Origin of the sequence: Filimonas effusa (genome assembly GCF_004118675.1) — a bacterium.
Classification (GTDB): Bacteria; Bacteroidota; Bacteroidia; order Chitinophagales; family Chitinophagaceae; genus Filimonas; species Filimonas effusa.
The window spans coordinates 341,948-362,936 of record NZ_SDHZ01000003.1 but is presented as its reverse complement, the minus strand read 5'-3'; the positions used below and the strand labels follow the sequence as shown (position 1 = coordinate 362,936).

Genomic DNA, 20,989 nt, shown 5'->3' with positions numbered 1-20,989 from the left:
CCGATGCTATTCCGGCTTATTAACATCTATCTCCAGCTTCTGAAGTATTACACCCGGATCTATCATCCAATACCTGATCGTGTGTTTTCCGGGCAGGCCAAAAAACTGCCTGCTTGTTTTAACGATGTTATTATTGGCAACCCAAAGATCCCAGGCATGCGTATTCTCTTCCTGGTTCAGGCTTATTACCTGTGGCGTTCCGTTGTCTACAGATACGGCAAAACGGAGGCCACCTGGTGAATGAAGGAAATTAAGCGTTGGAGAAAAGAAGGCAGTAATACGTAAACTGTCACCCGCGGTTGTATGAACCTCGTATTCCAGGCAGGGACTTCCTTTCGAAAGCGGAACAGAAGCTGTTACCGGGAAGCTGGTCATGCCGCTTCCGTTTTTGCCTATGTCAGGAATTGGTTTCCAGCGTATCCCGGATGTATGGATCGCTTTGGTATATGCCGAAGCCGGTAAGGAGAGCTTATCTTTAGCGGGAAGGGAAGTTGCAGTTTTGTCCGTTGTTATACCGGCATCGGGTAAGGGTGAATTGCCGGCAGCTACAGGCTTGTTTAAATAAGTTACTTCGGGCATCCTGTTTTGTTTGGGTTCCTGCCAGTATTTATAGCCTATATGCGTTTGATCCATCATGTGATTCCATTTGCCATTAGCCAGCTCTTTATTGTATTTAATGGAAAGCAATGAGTCGGCTATGTAATACTGCAACGCCTTGTCGGCCCATTGATTGGCGGAAGTATTGTTCTGCGTTGCCAAAAGCCTGTTCTGTGCTACTGCATAATACAACTGGTGAAGATTTTCAAATGCCTGAATAGGATGCAGTACAAGCTGGAAATAGGCGTCTTTCATATTTGACGGAATTGTCTTTTCCACCTGTTCTGCCTGTTGCCTCAGTTGTATCCATTCTTCCACGATCTTGTCAAATTCACCATTGGCACCTATGCGATAGGTCTTTTCATTTAACAATTCCGGTTTCTTTCTGGAGGCGTAAACAGAATACTTCTGTAATAAGGTTGCTATCGCTGCGGCATGGTCTGCCCCGAATTGTTGCGTTGCCCATTCGGTGAAGAAACCGGTAATATTATCTTCATTCCATTTACGGGTGTTGTAGGCGTAGTCGAGAAAAAATGAAATGGGCAGCTCCATAGGTTTCAGATCCCCCACGTTCACAATCCATATTTTATCGGCGCCATATGCGTGGGCAAGATGCATTTGCTCCCATATTCTGCTGATGTTGTTTGTGTTGATCCATTTGTAATTCCGTGGGCCACCCACATAGTCAAAATGATAATAAATGCCGTAACCTCCTTTCCTTGGTTTATCGGCAGGATTGGGTAAACGCCGGATATTGCCCCAGTTATCGTCGCAAAGTAAAAGCGTTACATCGTCCGGCACACGCATACCCTTATCATAATAATCCTGTACTTCTTTGTACAAAGCCCATAGCTGCGGCGTTTGTGATGCTGGTTTCCCGGTTACTTTCTCAATGATCTGCCGCTGATCTGCTACAATTCTTTCGAGCAATGCTGTAGCAGTACCGTCGGTCATGGGTTCATCGCCATCGCCGCGCATGCCTACTGTAATAATACTTTCATGTGTACCCATGTTACGAATACCATTGGTCCAGAACGTTTTTAGCCCGCTTTCATTTTTGGTATAATCCCAGGCTCCTTTTCCATAACGTTTCCATTCGGTTTGCGCACGCAACATGGGTTCATGATGCGAAGTGCCCATAACAATTCCCCATTTGTTTGCCAGTATGGGATTAAGCGTGTCGTCGTCGTTAAACGCATTGCCCCACATGGCAGGCCACAGATAGTTGGCTTTCAGTCGTAACAATAATTCAAATACTTTTTCATACACCAGGTGGTTAATCCCTCCGAACTTTTCTTTTGTCCAGCCAGAGAATGCAGGAGCTTCGTCGTTAATAAAAATGCCCCTGTATTTAACGGAAGGAGAAGGGTAGCTGTAAACTCCTTTTTTTATATAAACTGCTGATTGCTGCCGGGCAGGCACATCGGCCCACCAGTACCAGGGTGAAACGCCCAGCTGCGCTGATAATTCAAATACACCGTAAGCAGCTCCCCGCTTATCATTGCCGCAGATGACCAATGTGTTGCTTTGGGCGGATGAACGCGTATCTATTGTCTGTATCTGAAAAGCTTCCCATTGGCCTTTTATGCTGCCAACGTTCATCTGTTTTTGTGCAATAAGTTTACGGATGGCAGCACAGCCCTGGATTGTGCCGATAATAATTGTTTTTTGCCCTGCAGCTGGTAATTGAGAGAGCAACGTTGGTTTGCTTCCGGTAACCAACGCTATATCATGCTGCAGCAAGGTGGCAGCCTTCATGCAAAGCCAGTCGTCCTGGGGATCTGCATAAATAGCGGGCAGATCGGATGCAGTAATGCTGAATGCCTTTTGCTGCTTCGTTTGCGAAACAAATTGCTGACAGAAAACCGGAACCGCGTTAAGGATGATGGCAAAGGCAAAAAGTGCTTTTTTCATATATAACAATCTGTATGATAAGTGACATAACCTGTTATGGACAGGTGGCGGCGAGTCGCCGGATTATAACACAAAATATCTAATTTAGTGCAATCGTTTACATAATGTAATTGACGCCTAAAAATAGCTATTTTTTTGTTTTGTATTGAAAACGATTACAGTTATCCTGAAATGATAAAACAATTAACAATGCAAAAACTTTCGATTGAACATCTTGCCTGCATGCGAAGAGCCTTTTTTTATTGCAACGTGCAACCTTCCAAAGGAGTTGTTTTAGCCCTTGTTTTTATGGGGTTAATACATATGATTGCTTACTGCCAGCGCAACGATGCAGATGCTTCTAATACTTCAAGGCAGCGCATCAATATCAATGCCGGCTGGAAATTTATGCGTTATACCGGTGAGCCGGATTCCTTATTCTATGATGTGAGACCGGTGGTAGGGAGCCGTAATGATGCCATTGTAGCCGATACAAGGGCAACGGATGCCGGTAGATCAACAGCTACGGAAAATGCATTGAAGCCCTGGATACTGCCAACGGCTAACGACTTTATTAAAGATCCTGCTAAACACCATAAGAGACCAGCCGGTAACCCCGGAAGCGATTTTGCTTTTGTAAAGCCGGGTTTTGATGACAGCCGCTGGGAGACGATAACATTACCGCATGACTGGGCAGCTAAGGGTGAATTTTACAGCGATACCAATGCGATAGTGGGCGGCTCTATGGGGCGGTTGCCTATACAGGGAGTGGTATGGTACCGGAAGAAGATCGCTGTTGAAAAAGCCGATCTGGGCAAATACATTTTCCTGGATATTGACGGTGCTATGTCTTACGCTATGGTATGGCTGAACGGCAACCTTGTAGGAGGCTGGCCTTATGGTTATAATTCCTTCCGCCTGAACCTGACGCCGTTTTTGAAAGAAGGTAACAATAACCAGCTGGCTATAAGGTTAGATAATCCTAATCATTCTTCCAGGTGGTACCCGGGCAGCGGCATCTACAGGAATGTTTGGCTAACCAAGGTTAACCCCGTGCATGTTGCGCAATGGGGCACTACTGTTCAAACCAGTAATATCTCGGAAGCATCCGCTACTGTTCATCTTAAGGTGCAGCTGCAAAATCAGTCGGCGTCTGCTGAAGCTGTACAGCTTGTTTCCGATGTATATATCCTTGACAATAACGGGCGTCCCGGGAACAAAGTAGCTGGTTTTCCGCCCCGGGTAACGACTGTGGAAGCGGGAAGCAAAACCACGGTTTCCAATACGCTTGTAATAAAGCAGCCTTTGCTATGGGGGCCTCCTCCTGCACAAAGTCCCCATTTATATGTGGCTGTAACAAACGTATATAAAAAGGGGAAGCTGATTGATGTGTATCAGACAAGGTTTGGTATTCGTTCCCTGGTGTTTGATCCTGTAAAGGGTATTGTTGTTAACAGCAAGCCGGTTCGCATACAGGGTGTTAACCAGCACCACGATCTGGGTGCATTGGGCGCTGCATTTAATGTAAGGGCTGCAGAGCGGCAACTGGAGGTGTTAAAAGAAATGGGATGTAATGCCATCCGGCTGGCGCATAATCCGCCTGCACCAGAGTTGCTGGATCTAACGGATAGCATGGGGTTCCTTGTAGTGAATGAGATCTATGACTGCTGGGAAAGAGGAAAGTCGCCTCTCGATACGCACCTGATCTTTCCCGACTGGTATGAAGCCGATCTCAGGTCTTTTATCCGCAGGGATAAAAACCATCCTTCTGTAATAGAATGGAGCTTTGGCAATGAGGTTGGTGAACAATATACTGCTGAGGAAGGCGCCAGGCTCGCAAAAAAATTAAAGGACATTGTAGCAGAAGAGGATAGTACAAGACCAGCTACAGCATCGATGAACTATGCCAAGCCGGATATGCCTTTCCCGGGTGTAATGGATGTGCTTAGCCTGAACTACCAGGGCGAAGGCATTCGCGACGCAGCTGCTTATGCTCATTTGAAGGGTATCAGAACTTCGCCATTGTACCCGGCTTTTCAAAAGCAGTTTCCCGGTAAGCTTATTCAAAGCAGTGAAACTGCATCGGCTTTAAGTACCCGCGGTACTTATCTTTTCCCGGTCACGCAGGAGATCAGTGCTCCCGTAAGCGATAGTACCGGAGGAGACCCGGAGCGTAAGTTTGTGAGCGCTTATGATTTATATACGGCGGCATTCGGCGCTTCTCCGGATAAGGTGTTCTATGCACAGGATCATAATAGCTTTGTGGCAGGAGAGTTTGTATGGTCGGGATGGGATTATCTTGGTGAACCTACTCCTTATTATACTGCCAGGAGCGCTTATTCGGGTATGATAGACCTGGCAGGCTTTAAAAAGGACAGGTTTTATCTGTACCAGTCGCGCTGGCGTCCCGATATGCCTATGGCGCATATCCTGCCACACTGGACATGGCCGGAACGCATCGGAAAAATTACTCCTGTTCATGTGTACACTTCCGGCGACGAAGCAGAATTGTTCCTGAACAATATTTCCCTGGGCAGGAAAAAGAAGGGGGCTTATGAATACAGGTTGCGTTGGGACAGTGTTGTTTATCAGCCCGGAGAGCTGAAAGTTGTTACTTATAAAAACGGGAAACCCTGGGCCTCGGATCTTGTAAAAACCAGCGGAAAGCCAGTGGCGCTCAAACTTACAGCCGATCGCAATACAATCAGCAGTGATGGCAAGGATCTGGCATTTATTACTGTAAGTGTTGTAGATAAAGATGGTAATCTTGTTCCGGATGCTGCCAACAGAATAAAATTTACTGTAAGTAACGGGGCTGAGATCGTAGCAACCGATAATGGCGATCCCGGAGATTTTGATTCATTTACTTCTCCCGAACGAAACGCGTTCAGTGGCCTGGCCCTTGCCATAGTAAGAGGTAAAAATAAAGCCGGCGTCATCAAAGTTTCCGCAACTGCCGGTGGATTAAAGGACACCCAGGTCGTCATAACGTTGAAATAGAAGCTCCGCTGTAGTCTTTCTATTTGCAGGCGGGGCTGATCATCAATTGGGGTCTGCCTCGCCTGTTTTTAGCAAAGCCTGTTACAGATTTCCCCAAGGGCTATTACAGCTTCTTTTATGCACCGCGGATTTTCTGGTGCTATTTAAGGTAAAGCAGCGGTATACCTTAAGTATACTAAAAGTATACTAAAAACGCACTTGCATCGCACATGTATCGCAGTTGTATCGCACTTGCATCGCACTTGCTCCCCCCGCGCCTTCGGCCACCCCGGAACGCCACATTCGTTTTTTCCATTGTTTACAAATAACCACTTATACTTCTACTCATTGTTCCTGAATAAGTTGTATGGCGAAATACTGTTTTGCGTTCCTCAGAAGAACGAATCTGACTATTTCCAGATGAATTGGGCGCAGAAATGCTGTTTTAAAGTCCTCATAAAAGAATGAATCTGGCTATTTCAGATAAGCAGGAATGTGGTGTAAAAGCTGCTTTGCCATCGCCGGAGCAAATTTGTAAGGATGGCAGGCGTTGCTTTGCAGGTTTTAGAGACATGAAGAAGGCTGAAAATAGTTTGATGGCGCGAACGCTTTATAAACCATGCTGCAGATAGCCCGAAAAGAAGAGCCTGTATCAAAATCCGATACAGGCTCTTCTTTTTTCCAGGCGTCTTAAGGGAGCCTGATTTGATTGAAGTGATTGCCGGTGCTCTTGGTTCGCCGGCATCCGATTATTGTATTAATGATAACCGGGGTTCTGATAGGCGGCTTTTTCTGCGTCGGTCATTTCTACGGCATCGAGTTGTGAAGTCCGTGGAATGGGGCGAAGGTAGTTGGTGTTTACAATTGTTCTTGTAAACGTACCAATTGTATGATCCTTCCAGTCGTTGGCATTGGTTTTACCTGCTATTTCAAACGAGCTGCTTAACTCCACCCATTTTTGCGTACGAACCAGGTCGAGCCAGCGATAACCTTCCCCGAAGAATTCACGGGAGCGTTCTGCAAGAATATAGTTGATGGTTATAGTTGCCGGAGTAGCTGCAATCATTGCGGCGCTATTGTCCTGAACTTTCGCAACATTACCGCCATTATCCCAGCGCCATTTTCCTGCGCGGGCGCGAACTACATTGATCAGGCCTCTTGCTGTACCGTCATTGGCGTAAGTGCCGGATACTGCTTTGGTAGCAGCGCCTTTTACTGCAGCTTCGGCAGCAATGAAGAACAGTTCGGAGAATTTGGCGATAGGGAATGGACGCGTAACGCTACCGTTGGGCTGACCTAACCCGGTGCCGTTATCGGTGCGGTAGGGGCCTAATTTCCAGTTGCCTGGATAGCAGATCCTGCTGAAGGCTTTAGGTTCTACCACAAAATCGGCTCTGCCAGGTAATACGCCGGCTCCTATGCCACTGTTATAGGTTGTGTTGTCGTAATTAACACCTGTTGCGTCCTGGCCGAGGAAGGTAAGAATGGCGCCGCCATTGGCTACAGGCAGGTAGTTGGCATTGTAAACATACTGGGGAGTACTGCCATTTACTTTAAGGCCTGCTTCAACAAAGTTTGCCCGGTATACGGTTACAAAAGTGCCATCGAAGCGGGAATCGTTTGTTTTGTCGGCAAAAGTATTGGTGAATACGCCGTGGGGTGGTGCCAGCATGGTCCATGGGCGGCCCAGTGATTGTGTTGCTGCACGCTGAACGGTGCTGATGGCATTCCATGCTGTGGCGGAGCTGCTGCTTCTTACGTTGGTATAGTTGAACTGTTCGAACCAATGTGCGAAGTTGTCGGTACCGAAACCGCCGGTACTATAGCTGAGGTCACCGCCATTGTAATAGCTGCTTTTCTCTGTATGATCGGCATACAATATTACTTCATTGTTGCGGTCGTTGGTGCCTACGTTTACGTCGTAGAAGGTAGGTTGTAATCCAAAGGAGCCAGGGCTGGCAATAGCTGTTGTAGCGATATCGTAAGCCTGTTGATAATACCACGCTGCATTATGTCCGCCAGGATCGGTTCTTGCTGCTTCGGGGTAGGTTGGGATATTGTTTGGATTTTCGAGCCACCATCCGTAGGTTAAATAAGCTTTAGCCAGGAAAAGGCGGGCGGCTGTTTTGGTTACGCCACCGGTAACGCGTCCTGCATCGGGCAAATCAGTGATAGCGGAAAGCAGGTCGGGGAAAATGGCCTTTGTATATACCTCCGGTACAGTATTCCTTTTGGATGTTCTTGTTGTTGACGAGTTGAATTTCAATTCACCTGCGCCTAAATCCAGTGGCACGCCGCCAAAGGTTTGTACCAGTAAGAAATAGTCGAAAGCACGGAAGAACCTGGCTTCTGCAATTAAAGGAGTTGCAACGCCGGCTGCTACGCCGTTTTCGATAACGCCATTCGCTGTGTTGATGCTTGGGAAGGCTGCACCCCACAATACGCCTGTATTGCTGGTAGCCGCATCTATATCGCCTACTCCTGAGAAGTCGAGGTTTTTAACGTTTCCATCTGAGTTTTGTCCCCAGGTAGACTCGTCGGTACTGATCTGGTTGGCGTTAATGAAATAGCCGTTGCCATACATTAAACGAAGGTGCGCATAACAGGAGGTGATGCCTGCTTTTACACCCGACTCGGTTTTAAAGTATTCCGGAGTGAACGTTCCCCGCGGGTTCTCATCCAGTATTTTGGAGCAACCGGCTATAGACAATGCCGTTAGTATTACCCCTACAGATGCTTTTATATTAAGATGTTTCATTGCAAATCGTTTTAGAATGTTACATTAAGGCCAACCAGGTAATTGCGGGTTACAGGTGTGTTATAACCAACTGTCAGCAAACGCCTTTGACCATATTCATATGGAACGGCCATGTTGGCTGCATCATTTGCATAAGAGTTGGTTTCGGGGTCCATGCCTGATTGTTTATGATACGGAGAAAACAGTACAAACGGATTTTGAGCAGTAACATAAATACGCATTCTTTCCATGCCAATGCGCTTCATCCACTGGTAGTTGAGGTTGTAACCGAGTGATATTGTTCTGATCTTCATGAATGATCCGCTGAAATAGCCCAGTGTGGAACCGTATTTGGGGTTGTTGCTGTTTTTAGGTCCGTTTGGATCAGGGAACCTTGCTCCCGTGTTGTTTTCTGTCCAGTAGTCTACTTTGATCTGACCTCTGCGGCCGTCTTCCAGGTTCAGGTAACCATTGGAGCCGTAAAGTGTACTGTTGAGGATACCGCCATTCTGATAGGTACCTACGATGCTAAGGTCTACTCCTTTGTAAGCCACCCGTGTGTTGAAGCCTCCCATGAAGTTAGGATCGGCATTCAGTACTTGCCTGTCGTCGGAACCGATGATCCTGGTAGGATCGCCATTGGCGTTGTAAGGGCCTGCGTATTTTACTTTTATCATGCCAACTTTGCCTGCATTACCTTCAAACTTTTTAACAGCATCTGCTTCGGATGCTTGCCAGATGCCGATTTTTTCGAAGTCGTAGATCACATTCAACGGCTGTCCAACAAACAGCCAGTTGGCTTCGTCGCGTGATTGTCCGGAGGCAAGTGCAACAACTTTGTTCCTGTTCTTGTACAGGTTAATGCCCGCTTCCCATGTCCAGCCATTTTGGTTATCGAGGATCACGCCATTCAGGGCAATTTCCCATCCTTTGTTTTGTGTAGAGCCTACGTTACCGGTGTAGCTGCTAACACCTGAAGTGGCAGGTAAGGTTACGCCCAGCAGCAGGTCTTTTGTATCGGTAACATAATATTCGATACTACCACTGAGGCGGTTTTTCAGGAATCCGAAGTCAACACCCAGGTTTTTGGTTTTTGAATATTCCCAGCCAAGTGCGGAGTTAGGCAGCATGGAAACGTAGTTGCCTATGGCGTTGATGGCTCCGAAATTGTAGGGCCTTGTGCTGAGTGTGCCGAGTGTTGCATAAGGTGCTACCGCCTGGTTGGAGGTTTGGCCATAACCAACACGCAGTTTAAGGGCGTCTACCCAGTTTACTTTTTGCATGAATGATTCTTTCTGAATGTTCCAGCCGGCGGAGATGGCAGGATAGCTGTTCCATTTATGGCCGGGTGCGAGTCTTGATGATGCATCGGTACGAACTGTAACACTTAACATGTAACGGTTATCGTAAGAATACATGATCCTTCCCATTGCCGACATCAGGCCGCTAACCCAGTAACCCTGGTTATCGGGGTTGATGGTGATATCGTCGTTGTTGCCGGTTGGCGTTTGGCCCAGGTTGAAGTATTGGAAGTTGTCGCCTGCAATATTCCTCCTGGAAATAGAAGAGCTGTTGAAACGGGTTTGCTCTGCGGAATACAGTGCTACTGCATTTATTTTATGTTTTTGTGCAAAGGTTCTGTCATATGTGAGGAGGTTCTCAACAGTCCATTGTGTGGTAAGAGCATTGCCAATGGTAGCGGTGTTGGGGTTGGCAATATCGGCGCTGAAAACACCGATGCCGGTGTAGCTGCCGCTGTTGCTTGTACGAACGTTGCCACCAACATTAACACGTGCTTTCAGTCCTTCTACTCCGGGGATCTTGAGTTCGGCGTATACAGAGTTATAAGAGCTGAATGCTTTAGTTCTGTCGATCCATTTATCGCCCAGGGATTCTATTGTGTTTTTGGTATACACCCATTGGTTATCCTGGGGCATGCTAACCACTCGCTTAGTAGAGCCATCGGCATTAAAAGGATTAACGAGCGGAGACATACTTAAAACGCCATACATACCTAAGCTGGCGCCATCGGTGATGCTGTAGTTATTGTTGGTAGTAAAGCCTACGCGGAAATGGCTTCCTACTTCCTGGTCCAGTGCTCCGCGGATGGTAAAGCGATTGTATTGTGAACCTGGCAGAGGCGCTTCGTCTCTGAAATAGTTAACGCCGAATTTATAGCTGCCTTTTGCTGAGCCGCCGGTGATGGCGAGGTCATGGCTTTGAATGATGGCTGTGCGGTAGAAGAGATCCTGCCAGTCGGTGTTTACAGCGCCTGTGGTGTCTTCGTCAAGTCCGGGTGTTTTGTTAAGTCCTGCTCTTCTGCGAAGTGCAAGATATTCGGATGTTTCCATCATCGGGTATTTGATAACGTCTTTTACGCCGAAGAATGAGTTGTAGGAAACCTGTCCTTTTTGTCCTTTGTTACCTTTATTGGTAGTGATAAGGATAACGCCGTTTGCGCCCCTGGAGCCATAGATAGCGGTAGCGGAGGCGTCTTTAAGGATATCGATGCTTTTAATATCGTCAGTACCAATATCTGCTATTGATCCCAAGAATGGTATACCGTCGAGTACGATGAGCGGATCGTTTTCGGCATTGATGGAGCGTGTGCCGCGGATGCGGATCTGCATGGTGGCGCCGGGTTTGCTTGATGTTTGTGTCATTTGCACGCCGGCAACACGACCTTGTAATGCCTGTGATATGTTGGCAGCAGGTACTTCGCGTACGATATCGCCTTTTACGGAAGCTACGGAACCGGTAACCGCTTCTTTACGCTGGGTACCATAACCCACTACAATTACCTGTTCCAGGCTTTCTCCGCCCTGGCTTGCAAGTGTAATATTGTAGGTGGCGGCTGCTGTAACGGGTACTTCTTTGGTTTGATAGTTTAAAGAAGTTACAATCAATACCTCGCCTGCGGAGGCGCTGATACTGAAGGCGCCTGCGTCAGTGGCGCTTACGCCCCTGTTGGTTCCTTTTATCATAATAGTGGCGCCGGAAATGGCTTCACCTTTATCGTTGGTGATAGTGCCACTGATCCTTTTTTGCTGAGCTTGTGCATTTAGAAAGAAGGTTGCCTGTAATAGCACCATTACGGCAATCGTTATTTTCCTGTGCCATCCGGAAGAAAAGGCACCGGCTTTTTTTTCTCTTAGTAACTGAGTTGATTTCATAATCGTTTTAATTAGTGGTTTTTTCCTACTGAAGGAAATTGGTTCATATGGCGGTATTACCCTCCTTTGAATATTCATGGTGGGTGGTGGCACATGTAGAACTGTGAAGATCTTGTCATGGCAGTAGCATTAAGGCTGGAAAAATTGAGGTTTTATTTTAATTATTAACTAAGTAGTATGGCGGGACTGGCGTATGCTACCGGTGCTTTTACATACGGCAGATACCGGCAAGCCAGGTTATAGCCGCGTTTCAAACGCAGTAATAAAGACCTTAGATAAGATGCACCCGATTGTGTCTTTGCGGGCATAAAGCAGGCTGACGCTGAAATAGTAACTGTTATGTTCATACGGGATCAATTAAAGCAATCAGTAATTCCGTTAAATGGCAAATAGAGATCAATCTGTAGGCAAGATCGGAATTAAATTCTAAAAATGTAATCGATTACATATTATTTTAAAAAAATAAGGTAATTAATTTGTTTTTTTATTTTAACAAATTGATTATCAATGTTCTTAAAAAGAAACCGATTTCTAAAATGCTGCTGTTTTTAGTTAAGACAATGAAAATAAACGTTTTACAGAGGAGATATGCAAGGCCTTGGTATTTGCGCAGACTGCTTGCTTCAGGCCCGTTAAATGGTCATACGGGCGCCTGGCGCTATCGTGGAAGGGAAGTGTAGCCGTTGCCTGTGCTTGTTGCCGGGGGAGTTTTTGAAGCCACAGGCAGGTAGTTGTACATTAACGGGGTATTGGCAGGTAGTTCTGCGGCGGACAGGGGAAAGGATACAGACATAAGCTTTTTATGGGGCTGATCCTGAAGAAGATCAGCCCTCTGTACATCTTGGATAAGGCAGGTCTTATGTAACCTTATTTAAGCTTCGGTTTTGTTTTTAAAGTAATGTGCCTGGATTTGCCGGAGCTGCCGTTTATTTATCGAACAGGGCTTTTAGTTTCTTCTCTATTTCTCCCTCGCCGTTTTTATCGAAGCCAATTTCTTTCATGATTATTTTGCCGTCCGGACCTATCAGGTAGCCCGTGGGAACACCTGTTATGGCGAAATTTGTTACATAGATCTTTTTGGTATCGAGCACCTGCGGCCAGGGAAGTTGTTGTTTCCCCAGTTCTTTCAGCCAGGCGGATTTGTCTTCATCGATAGAAATGCCAAGTATTTCAAATTGATCGCCACCATACTTTTTATAAACATCCTTCATATGCGGGAAAGATGCCTTGCATGGACCGCACCAGCTTGACCAGAAATCGACGAGTACATATTTCCCCTTCAGGCTGCTGAATGTAATAATACTGTCGTTTGGAGCAGGCAATGAGAAGTCTTCTACCTGGTTGCCGATCGCGGCACGCTTTAGTCCTGAGAGGTGATCTTGTACGGCTTTTGCTGCTTCTGAATTCTTCAGGGAGGGAGATAGCTTATTGAAAAGCATTTCCAGGTCCTGGGATGGCAGTGCATTGAGATAACGATTCAGGATGTAGGCTCCTGCATAGGAATCTGAATGAGTTTTCACGAATCCGATAATATAGGGAATGAGCTTTTGAGTTCTCAATTCCCTGTACGCTTTGTTCCATGCTGCGTCTCCTTTTGTTTTTCCGGGAAAACGTTTATCAACTGCGGACATCAGTTGTTCCTCCATTTCCCTTACGCCTTCTGTAAAAGCCTGAAAAGTGGCTGCTGAATTATTGCCATTGATCTTAGCCGATATGAGACCTTTTCTAATATCACTTACCTGCATATAGATGGTGCCTGGCCCATCCGGCGCTATCGGAAATGCTGTGGGTCCCGATGTTGTTTCGGCATCATATTCACTATATACAAAAGGTATCAGCTCTTTTTTCCAGGGGATAGTAATAGTGAAAGCTCCTTTTTTGATTGCTACGGAATCCATTTTCAGATGGTCGCCGAAAAAATAGATCTTGTTGAATCCTTTGGTATCACCCTTAATAGTTCCTTTAATGATCAGTCTGGATTGTGCCGATAAGTTTGTTGCTAGTCCTGCCAGCACGAAAACAGAAAATATATGCCGCATAGGATGGTTATTTTATTGGATGATTAAAATGGACGAGTTTCAAGTGGTATACCCCAAACCGGATTGAATCGCAGTACTACATTGGTGATGGGTACAATAAAATCCCTGGAGTCTATAACACCTGTATAACTTTTACCGTCAATTGTGTGCGTGATCTGGCTTTTTGACCAGGGTTTGCCATCGTCAAGTGTAAAGCGCTTCAGATCGAGAAATCTTTTGAGGCCGCCAATCGGCAACTCCCTTCTTCTTTCTTCCAGTACCTGATTAATTACCTGGTCCTGCGTTCCGGGAGTAAGCGCAGGGGTGCCTGTTTTAAACCTGAACTTTCGAAGTGTATTGAGGTCAGCAATTGCAAGGTCGAGTTTATTGGTTCTGGCATATGCTTCTGCACGCATCAACAATATTTCGGGATAAGAGAAGCCTTCCGTCATTTTCATCTTGCGGAAACGATAATTACTGATACGGGTGCCATCATTATATCCGCCTCCTTGTGTTGTTTTGTACCCGGGAGAGTTAATATAGAAATATTTGAACCGGAGATCGTTTGCCTGGTCGTATAAAGCGATCAACCCGGCAGCCGGATACGATAGCGAAGGGCCTATGCCTGCTGTATTGTCGGTACCCCTGTAAAACAACATTTCCCTATTGTTCACAGCAGTGAGATAAGTATCCTGGGGTGATAGTATAAGGCTGGTGACGAGGTTTGAAGGATTTGCCCATGAGAATTGATTGTAATCGTACAACACATTTGCAGCGTTGCCGGAAGCTGCCTCAGTCCAGGCAAGGTTGGCATAATAGGCAACACTGTCGAATTTGCGTGTGAACAAGTGGCAATAGGCCAGCATCGCCTGTCCGGTAGCTTTGTTAGCCCGTGAAGGCCAGTTCGATTTTACAGGAAGACCGGGTAGTGCTTCGTAAATATCTTTCATCACTTTTTTGACAACCTCTGCTGAAGTGGATAAATCGGGAAGCGGTGTATTGATGTCGGGACTTACTACGTATGGTATTGTTTTGGTGCTGTTATCCTGCCCTGGTTTGTATACGGGTCCGTATACCAGGTTGGCGTGGAAATAGCACCAGGCTCTTGCCACCAGTGCCTGTGCAACAGCTCTTTTGCCTAGTATTTCGTCTTCTGCCGATTGCCCGTCAAGGCCGTGGATACCTTCAATTACATTATTGAAATAGGAGATCTGTGGGTAGATACCTAATATTGTTGAACTCCAGAAATAGTCCTGGCTATTGGGGTCTTTGTAGGGCTGCCTGAAAACATAGGAATAATAGCGTTCCAGGTTAGGGTGGCTGTTGAGAATGAAGCCTACTTTGGCCTGTCCTTCGGTCATCTCCAGGTTGTCGCCCAGGTAAGAGAGCATAGAGCCTTTGTTTTGATCCTGGAAGTTAGCCTCCATTGTATTGGGATTATCCAACAAATGATCGTAATCTGCTGCTGTTGCGGGAATGAGCCTGCCTTTGGGTTTTACATCCAGGTATTTCTGGCAGGAGGCAGTAATTAAAGCGGCTGCTATGAAAAGATAGATAGATCGATTGCGCATAATAATTGGTTTTACAGGTTTACGGAAAGTCCGATGTAGAATTCGGGCATCATGGGAAGCGTTCTGTCAACTGTTGCATTCAAGCCTTGTTGAATAGCTTCAGGATCTATTCCTGCTTTATTGGCTTTAACAGTCCAGAGGTTACGACCCTGGAAGTAAAGTCTGGCATTGTTAAGCCCTGAATTGCCCCATAGTTTATTGTCGAGCCTGTAGGAAAGGGTTACGTCTCTCAGCTTCATGAAATCAGCTTTTTCTATCAGTATATCCGAATAGGGGAAATACCAGGCATCGGAACTGAACGCTACAAGACGCGGATAAATGGTGTGGTCTTCATCGCCGGGTTTACGCCAGCGCTGGCCTACGTCTTTATGATCGATATTATTGCCATTAAATGCATCTCTGCGGAATACTGCTCCCAGTTGAGAAATCAGCATGAAAGAAAGGTCGAATCGCTGGTAACTAAAAGTGTTGGTTAGACTGAGTATAAATTTCGGACGTGCTGTTCCTGAATAAACCATGTCCCGTACAGCCACGTCGTTACCATATACTTTGTTTTTCGTTGCGTTATAATATTGAGGCGTGCCGGTATTATCGAGGCCTGCGAACCGGTAGCTGAACAATGCATCCAGGGGATAGCTTGTTTCAAGTACAGCTCCCGCATTGCTGCCCAATGTGCTGGATATGGCACTGTAAGTAAGTAAACCGGTGCTGGGGTATTCATAGTTGAACTGAAGTACTTTGCTTTTGTTATAGCTGCCATTGAAGTAAATATTCCAGCCAAAGTTTTTGTTTCTCATCACATCCGATTCCAGTGATAATTCAATGCCGGTATTCCTTGCAACGCCTGCATTTCTGGTAACCGAAAACCTGCCATAGGTAGGATCTATAAAGTCCGGTGCCAGCAGGTCTTTGCTGAGCTTATTGTAATAATCAATGGTAAGGTTGAGTTTTCCTTTAAACAGACTTATATCCGTGCCTATATTTGAGATTACCGTACGCTCCCAGCGAAGGTCTTTATTGGGCAGGGATGATATCGTGTAAGAGATAGCCCCGGATACAGTGGAGAAAGTTCCCGGAGCCACCAGCAGGTAAGGACCCTGGTTGAGGGAAATATTTCCATTGATGCCATAGGAACCGCGAATATTCAGTTTGTCTATCCAGGGTACATGAAAGAATTTCTCCTGGCCAAGCTTGTAGGTGCCACCAACGGACCAGTTTGGCTTATACCTGTACTTAGGGTTGGAACCGAAAAGATTCGCCTGGTCGATACGGATACTGCTGCTGAGGATGAAACGGTTGTTATATTCATAAGAGCCGTTGGCATAAACGGAGACAAACCTGTTGTCGCGTAAAGAATAATTACCGTTGCTTACCGTTGCCATTCCATCGGGGAAAAGGAAGTCTGCGGAGTAGGCATAGCTGTTAAAGTCGAGGTAGTTAAAAGGGGAAAAAGTACCTGCCTGGTCATTATACCCTACTCTTGTTGGCGCTGTATTGTTATCAATCACGTCTTTATTCACCTCGCCACCGGCAATAGCAGAGAGCTTATGAACACTACGGAAGGTTTTATTGTAGTTGGCCTGCGCCCTGAAGGTATAGGATTCATTCTGGTTGCGTGCTTCATTTATGATTGCGCCGTCGGGAAGGTAGTGTTTCCCGGGACTGGAGATAGAAGCGGAAGCATTGTATAAAGATTTTACATAAAATGAGTTGGCATCCTGCAGCCTGCGTATCATGGAACTGCCCCTGGTCCAGGCACCTCCCAGCTCGGCGCTTAATCCATCAGCAATATTTACGGAAATGCTGGCTCCCAGTCTGGCAAGATAGCTCTGGTTCTTTGTAGTAGCCAAGCCAAGATCGTTCAGGGGGTTATAATCCATAGATTTCAAACCACCATAAGCGGCATATTGCTCAATAAGCTCAGGCCTTACCGCTGGAATATTCTGTGGTTTTCCGGAAGCATCAACGATGTTGTAATAAGGCCTCATGATACTCCATGTAGTAAAGTCGAGCATGTCATTTCCATTGAGCGGCATCGCACTGTTACTGAAATTGGTATTGGAGAATATTTTTACCGTTACCCCATTCAGTGGTTTCCAGTCGTTCCGCAGGTCGAGTATGAGCCGGTTGTCTTTGCTGCCTGCCATATTATTCCTGTTGGAGATATAGCGCACTGCCGCATTGGTAGCATTTTTATCAGTGCTGGAAGAGATAGAAAGGTTGTGTTGCTGCGTAAGCCTGTTCCTGAATAAATGGTGTTCCAGCTGTCCGATGGTGTTGTTCTTTCTTAGCTGGTTCAGTTCTGCATTGACTTCAGCTTCCGAGATTAGGCCCTGGTCTTTCATCACCATTAACTGCGTTACGCGGCCGTAAGTGGCATATACTTCATAGTCCCATTGTACGTTGGCTGCATCGCTGTTATAGTTATCTATTTCTGCATCTACAAAATCTGCAGCGCTGGTCTTGTTCAGGTAGGACAGGTTGGGGCGAAGAGTGATGCCTGTGCTGCCTTTATAGCCCAGCTGAATCTTTCCTTTTTTAGGTGTTTTAGTAGTGATCACTATTACGCCGTTTGAAGAGCGCGCACCGTAGATGGAGGCGGCTACTGCGTCTTTTAATACGGTAATGGTTTCTATGTTGTCGATATTAACAGACTCCAGTCCGCCCGATGCAGGATAGCCATCTATGACGATCAGGGGGTCTCCGTTGGCAAGGAAAGTAGATCGTCCGCGTACCTCCACCTTACCATCTTTTGTAATGGCCACTCCGGCCGCCTGTCCTTCCAATGCACTTAGGAGGTTGGGTTGCAGTTTGTTTTCCAGGCGTTTTGTTTGAACAGCGGAATACGCGCCTGTCATTCTTTCGCGTGAAATAGATTGATAACCGGTGTTAACGGTAACAGCTATCTCATCGAGTTTAGTAGAAACAGGGATGAGCGATAGCGTAAGCAGTTGCCGTTTTTCTGCTACCATAGCTGCGGTAACCGTAATTTCCTGCGTGGCATATCCTATAAAAGAAACCAGCAGGATATCGTTTTCACCGGCATTGATGGAGAAGCCTCCGCCGGCATCGGTTATTGTGCCTTTCCGTGTGCCTTTGATCATTATGTTCACTCCGGGCATGGGAGTTCCGTCTTTATCTACGACTCTGCCTGCGATAGCGGCAATTGCCGGCGGAATGTAGAATCCGGCAGCCGCAGGCGGGGGTGTTTTTTCAGACAGGATGATGGTTTTTCCCTGGAGTACATAATCGAGTTCCTGGTCTTTCAACAACAGGCTCAATGCTTCTTTTAAAGGTCGGTTGGTAACTGAGACCGAAACCTTCTTTGCTCCTGCCAGCAATTTCTTATTACTGAACAACACATAACCTGTTTGCTTTTCAATTTCTGAAAAGGCTTTTTTCAGTGTAAGATTTTTACCTGAAATGGTTACAGACTGGGCAGTACCGGCAGCATGTGCCGACATTAAGGCAGCGAATAAAAAAACAGATAGAAGCCTCATCGCTTTTGAAATTTGTGCAGGCAGCCTGGTTCTCCTGCGGGCAGGAGTATACAGGCAACCATAAGCAGTTTTTTGCATAACTTGTGAACTGTTTTGGTTGTGAAAAAAGTGGTTGCGAACCCTTTTATTATCAACTGGAATGCTGCCGGAAACGAGGACCAGTCGGTTCCGGCTTTTTTATTCCAAAAGAGAATACAGCTATTAGCCAGTTCCTTATCATGGCATTACTATGAGCGTTCTGCCTTCGACACGGAAATGGACATTGGATTTCTCCAATGCAATCAGTAACCCGTTTAAAGAAATATCCCTTGTCATCTTACCCACAAATTCTATATCAGGTACACGGGATTCAAATTTTACGTCTATATCGTACCATCTTTCCAATTGGCGCATTACCTCATCGATCCTGGCGTTATCGAAATTGAAAAAGCCGTTTTTCCAAGCCATTACTTTTTCGATATCGGCATTTCGTACAACCATATCTTTTACGGAGCCGGCATGCATGGTTAAGGATGCCTGTTGTCCTGGTTTCAATACTATTTTCTGTTTCCCGCCTTTTGCGGCAACGGCTACTTTGCCTTCGAGTAAACTGGTATTGAGGCTGGGTTCATCGGGATAGGCATTAATGTTAAAATGGGTGCCTAATACTTCTACCAGAAACCTATTGTCGGCATTGACAATAAAGGGGATTTTTCTGCCTTTTTTTTCTGCAACAGCGGCTTCAAAGTATACTTCTCCGCTGACGTCTACTTTGCGTGTTTCTTCCGTGAACTGTGTGGGGAAGCGGATAGAGCTGGCTGCGTTCAGCCAGGCTATAGTGCCATCCGGCAAACGGATCCTGAACTGCCTGCCTTTGGGTGTGGTTAGTGTATTATAAGTTTTTTCTCCGGCAGACGTCCCTGCATTTTTGTATTCAAGTTGCCCGTTTGCCAGGAGCAGATCTGCGCCATTCTGGTGGCCCAGCTTGCCGTTACCCATTGAATCGAGCACCAGTGTTGATCCGTCGGCGAGTGTAAGAATAGCGCCATCCTGGCCAGGAGCGATTTGTTCTGTTTTTTTCTCTTCGCGCTTTGCCTGCCCGGTTTTTCCCGAAGGAAAGAAGAACCATGCTCCCACCGCCAGCAGCAATAACGCAGCAGCGGCGCCAAACCATGTTTTACGTAAGAAATACAGGCGTGGTGCAGGTTCAACTGCTGCCGGCTGCCGCAAATGTTCTTCATGGAATGCTTTCAGTTCTTCCAACGTGCTACTTCTGAACGAAGCGTATTCTTTGTCAAGATCGGAAAGCGTGTTTTTTTCCGACAAGTTGTCCCGCCATCGCAGATGCGTTACCTGCTGTTGCAGCCAGTTTTGCAGCTCTTGCCTTTCTGCTTCTGAAAGCAGCTCCAGCTTTTCGCCCGTTGTCAGCGCTGCAGCTTTCAGCAGCAATGCCAGTTCTTTTTCAGGTGTATTGTCCTCCTTCATTCCGGAACACTTGTTTCTATATTAACAGATGACAACGGGTGTCTTCCTGATTTGACTTCCTCCTGCAACTTTTTTTTTAAAAAACAGGCTTTTGCGGATCAATCGGCAAGCAGCAGGGTTATAAGCGCTATCCCGGGCGCTATTTTTTCGCGCAGCAATCTGATGGCCCTGGCCTTCTGATGGCTTACGGCCGAGGCCGAAACTCCCAGCCGGAGTGCAATTTCATTGGTGCTGAATCCCTCGATACCCATTTGTACTACTTTGGTACATTCAGGCGGTAATGTTTTGATGGCTTCATGTAACGTGCGGATAACTTCTGCATTAAATATTTCCTGAAGTATGTCTTCGGCGGGTTTTTCTTCTAACTGCTCCGCTGCCATGCCCTCTTTTTCCCCTTCGCGTTTTGATTTTCTGAGATGATTCAACGACCGGTTACGGGTTGCTGTATATAGATAGGCCTCTATATTCTTCACTTCGTTTAGTGCCTCCCTATTCTTCCATAACTGCAGGAAGATTTCGGAAACAATGTCTTTCGCTGCTGCCTCATTGGCGACAATCCTGTTCGCAAACAGGCATAGTGCGGGATGCATTGCTATAAAAAGCTGGTCAAATGCCAGAACATTACTTTCACTGATACGTAAAACCAGTTCTTCCTTTTTGTATAATTCGCTGTATTTCAATATAATACCTAGCTTTGGCCTGTGTACGGAAGGGCAAAGTTAGGTAACTCCGGAAAGTTATATTTTATCGAAAATGGCTTATTTAAAATAAAAATCGGCAAAGCGAAGATTTTTTCACCTTTCCGATATGGTAGACAGGAGTTAGCCTATGTTCCCGGATCACAGCCAATGGCAGTTGCATCGACCGGCTTTTTAAACAATTAGCTGCATTTGTTTCCGGCGCGGTATGGAGGCAGTATGTAATAAAAAAGAAAAGACGCCGATTTTGCGACGTCTTTTTAAAATCTGTAGTCCCGACAAGAATCGAACTTGTATCTAAAGTTTAGGAAACTTCTATTCTATCCATTGAACTACGGGACCAGCACCGAAAATGATTT

Annotated in this window: 9 protein-coding genes and 1 tRNA gene; 1 reads left to right on the top strand and 9 read right to left on the bottom strand. The window is 46.2% G+C overall.

The genetic code is table 11. The features are described from left to right. Positions 1-6: 6 nt before the first annotated feature. Positions 7-2,511: a glycosyl hydrolase 115 family protein gene (locus ESB13_RS19380; RefSeq protein ID WP_129005339.1), complete on the bottom strand. Its 2,505-nt coding sequence runs from the start codon at positions 2,509-2,511 to the stop codon at positions 7-9. Positions 2,512-2,799: 288 nt separating this feature from the next. Between ESB13_RS19380 and galB the strand changes: the two genes are divergently transcribed. Beyond that, the gene (gene galB, locus ESB13_RS19375) at positions 2,800-5,490 is read left to right on the top strand and encodes a beta-galactosidase GalB (protein ID WP_129005338.1); all 2,691 of its coding nucleotides are present in this window, start codon (positions 2,800-2,802) and stop codon (positions 5,488-5,490) included. A gap of 736 nt (positions 5,491-6,226) precedes the next feature. On the opposite strand, the gene ESB13_RS19370 is transcribed toward galB, so the two are convergent. The 8 genes from ESB13_RS19370 to ESB13_RS19335 form a co-directional block, all read right to left on the bottom strand. Continuing rightward, positions 6,227-8,227, bottom strand: a complete 2,001-nt coding sequence (locus ESB13_RS19370) for a RagB/SusD family nutrient uptake outer membrane protein (protein ID WP_129005337.1) — start codon at positions 8,225-8,227, stop codon at positions 6,227-6,229. 11 nt (positions 8,228-8,238) lie between these two features. Further along, positions 8,239-11,379, bottom strand: a complete 3,141-nt coding sequence (locus ESB13_RS19365; protein WP_129005336.1) for a SusC/RagA family TonB-linked outer membrane protein — start codon at positions 11,377-11,379, stop codon at positions 8,239-8,241. 926 nt (positions 11,380-12,305) lie between these two features. Further along, on the bottom strand, positions 12,306-13,418 hold the full coding sequence (locus ESB13_RS19360) for a TlpA family protein disulfide reductase (protein ID WP_129005335.1): 1,113 nt from the start codon (positions 13,416-13,418) through the stop codon (positions 12,306-12,308). A 23-nt stretch (positions 13,419-13,441) separates the two neighbouring features. Further along, entirely contained in the window at positions 13,442-14,968 is a 1,527-nt protein-coding gene (locus tag ESB13_RS19355; protein ID WP_129005334.1) for a RagB/SusD family nutrient uptake outer membrane protein, read from the bottom strand. Between the two features lie 11 nt (positions 14,969-14,979). Further along, the gene (locus ESB13_RS19350) at positions 14,980-18,546 is read right to left on the bottom strand and encodes a SusC/RagA family TonB-linked outer membrane protein (protein WP_129005333.1); all 3,567 of its coding nucleotides are present in this window, start codon (positions 18,544-18,546) and stop codon (positions 14,980-14,982) included. A gap of 138 nt (positions 18,547-18,684) precedes the next feature. Beyond that, positions 18,685-19,932, bottom strand: coding sequence for a FecR family protein (locus ESB13_RS19345; protein ID WP_129005332.1), 1,248 nt, complete (start codon positions 19,930-19,932; stop codon positions 18,685-18,687). Between the two features lie 98 nt (positions 19,933-20,030). Then, positions 20,031-20,612: an RNA polymerase sigma-70 factor gene (locus ESB13_RS19340; RefSeq protein ID WP_129005331.1), complete on the bottom strand. Its 582-nt coding sequence runs from the start codon at positions 20,610-20,612 to the stop codon at positions 20,031-20,033. A gap of 288 nt (positions 20,613-20,900) precedes the next feature. Next, a tRNA-Arg gene (locus tag ESB13_RS19335) sits at positions 20,901-20,972 on the bottom strand. Positions 20,973-20,989 lie beyond the last annotated feature (17 nt).

Excerpts from the sequence above, each read along its gene's own strand:
- ESB13_RS19350 (WP_129005333.1), bottom strand. The coding sequence starts at position 18,546 with ATGCAAAAAACTGCTTATGGTTGCCTGTATACTCCTGCCCGCAGGAGA.
- ESB13_RS19370 (WP_129005337.1), bottom strand. The coding sequence starts at position 8,227 with ATGAAACATCTTAATATAAAAGCATCTGTAGGGGTAATACTAACGGCA.
- ESB13_RS19365 (WP_129005336.1), bottom strand. The coding sequence starts at position 11,379 with ATGAAATCAACTCAGTTACTAAGAGAAAAAAAAGCCGGTGCCTTTTCT.
- ESB13_RS19355 (WP_129005334.1), bottom strand. The coding sequence starts at position 14,968 with ATGCGCAATCGATCTATCTATCTTTTCATAGCAGCCGCTTTAATTACT.
- galB (WP_129005338.1), top strand. The coding sequence starts at position 2,800 with ATGGGGTTAATACATATGATTGCTTACTGCCAGCGCAACGATGCAGAT.
- ESB13_RS19360 (WP_129005335.1), bottom strand. The coding sequence starts at position 13,418 with ATGCGGCATATATTTTCTGTTTTCGTGCTGGCAGGACTAGCAACAAAC.
- ESB13_RS19380 (WP_129005339.1), bottom strand. The coding sequence starts at position 2,511 with ATGAAAAAAGCACTTTTTGCCTTTGCCATCATCCTTAACGCGGTTCCG.
- ESB13_RS19345 (WP_129005332.1), bottom strand. The coding sequence starts at position 19,932 with ATGAAGGAGGACAATACACCTGAAAAAGAACTGGCATTGCTGCTGAAA.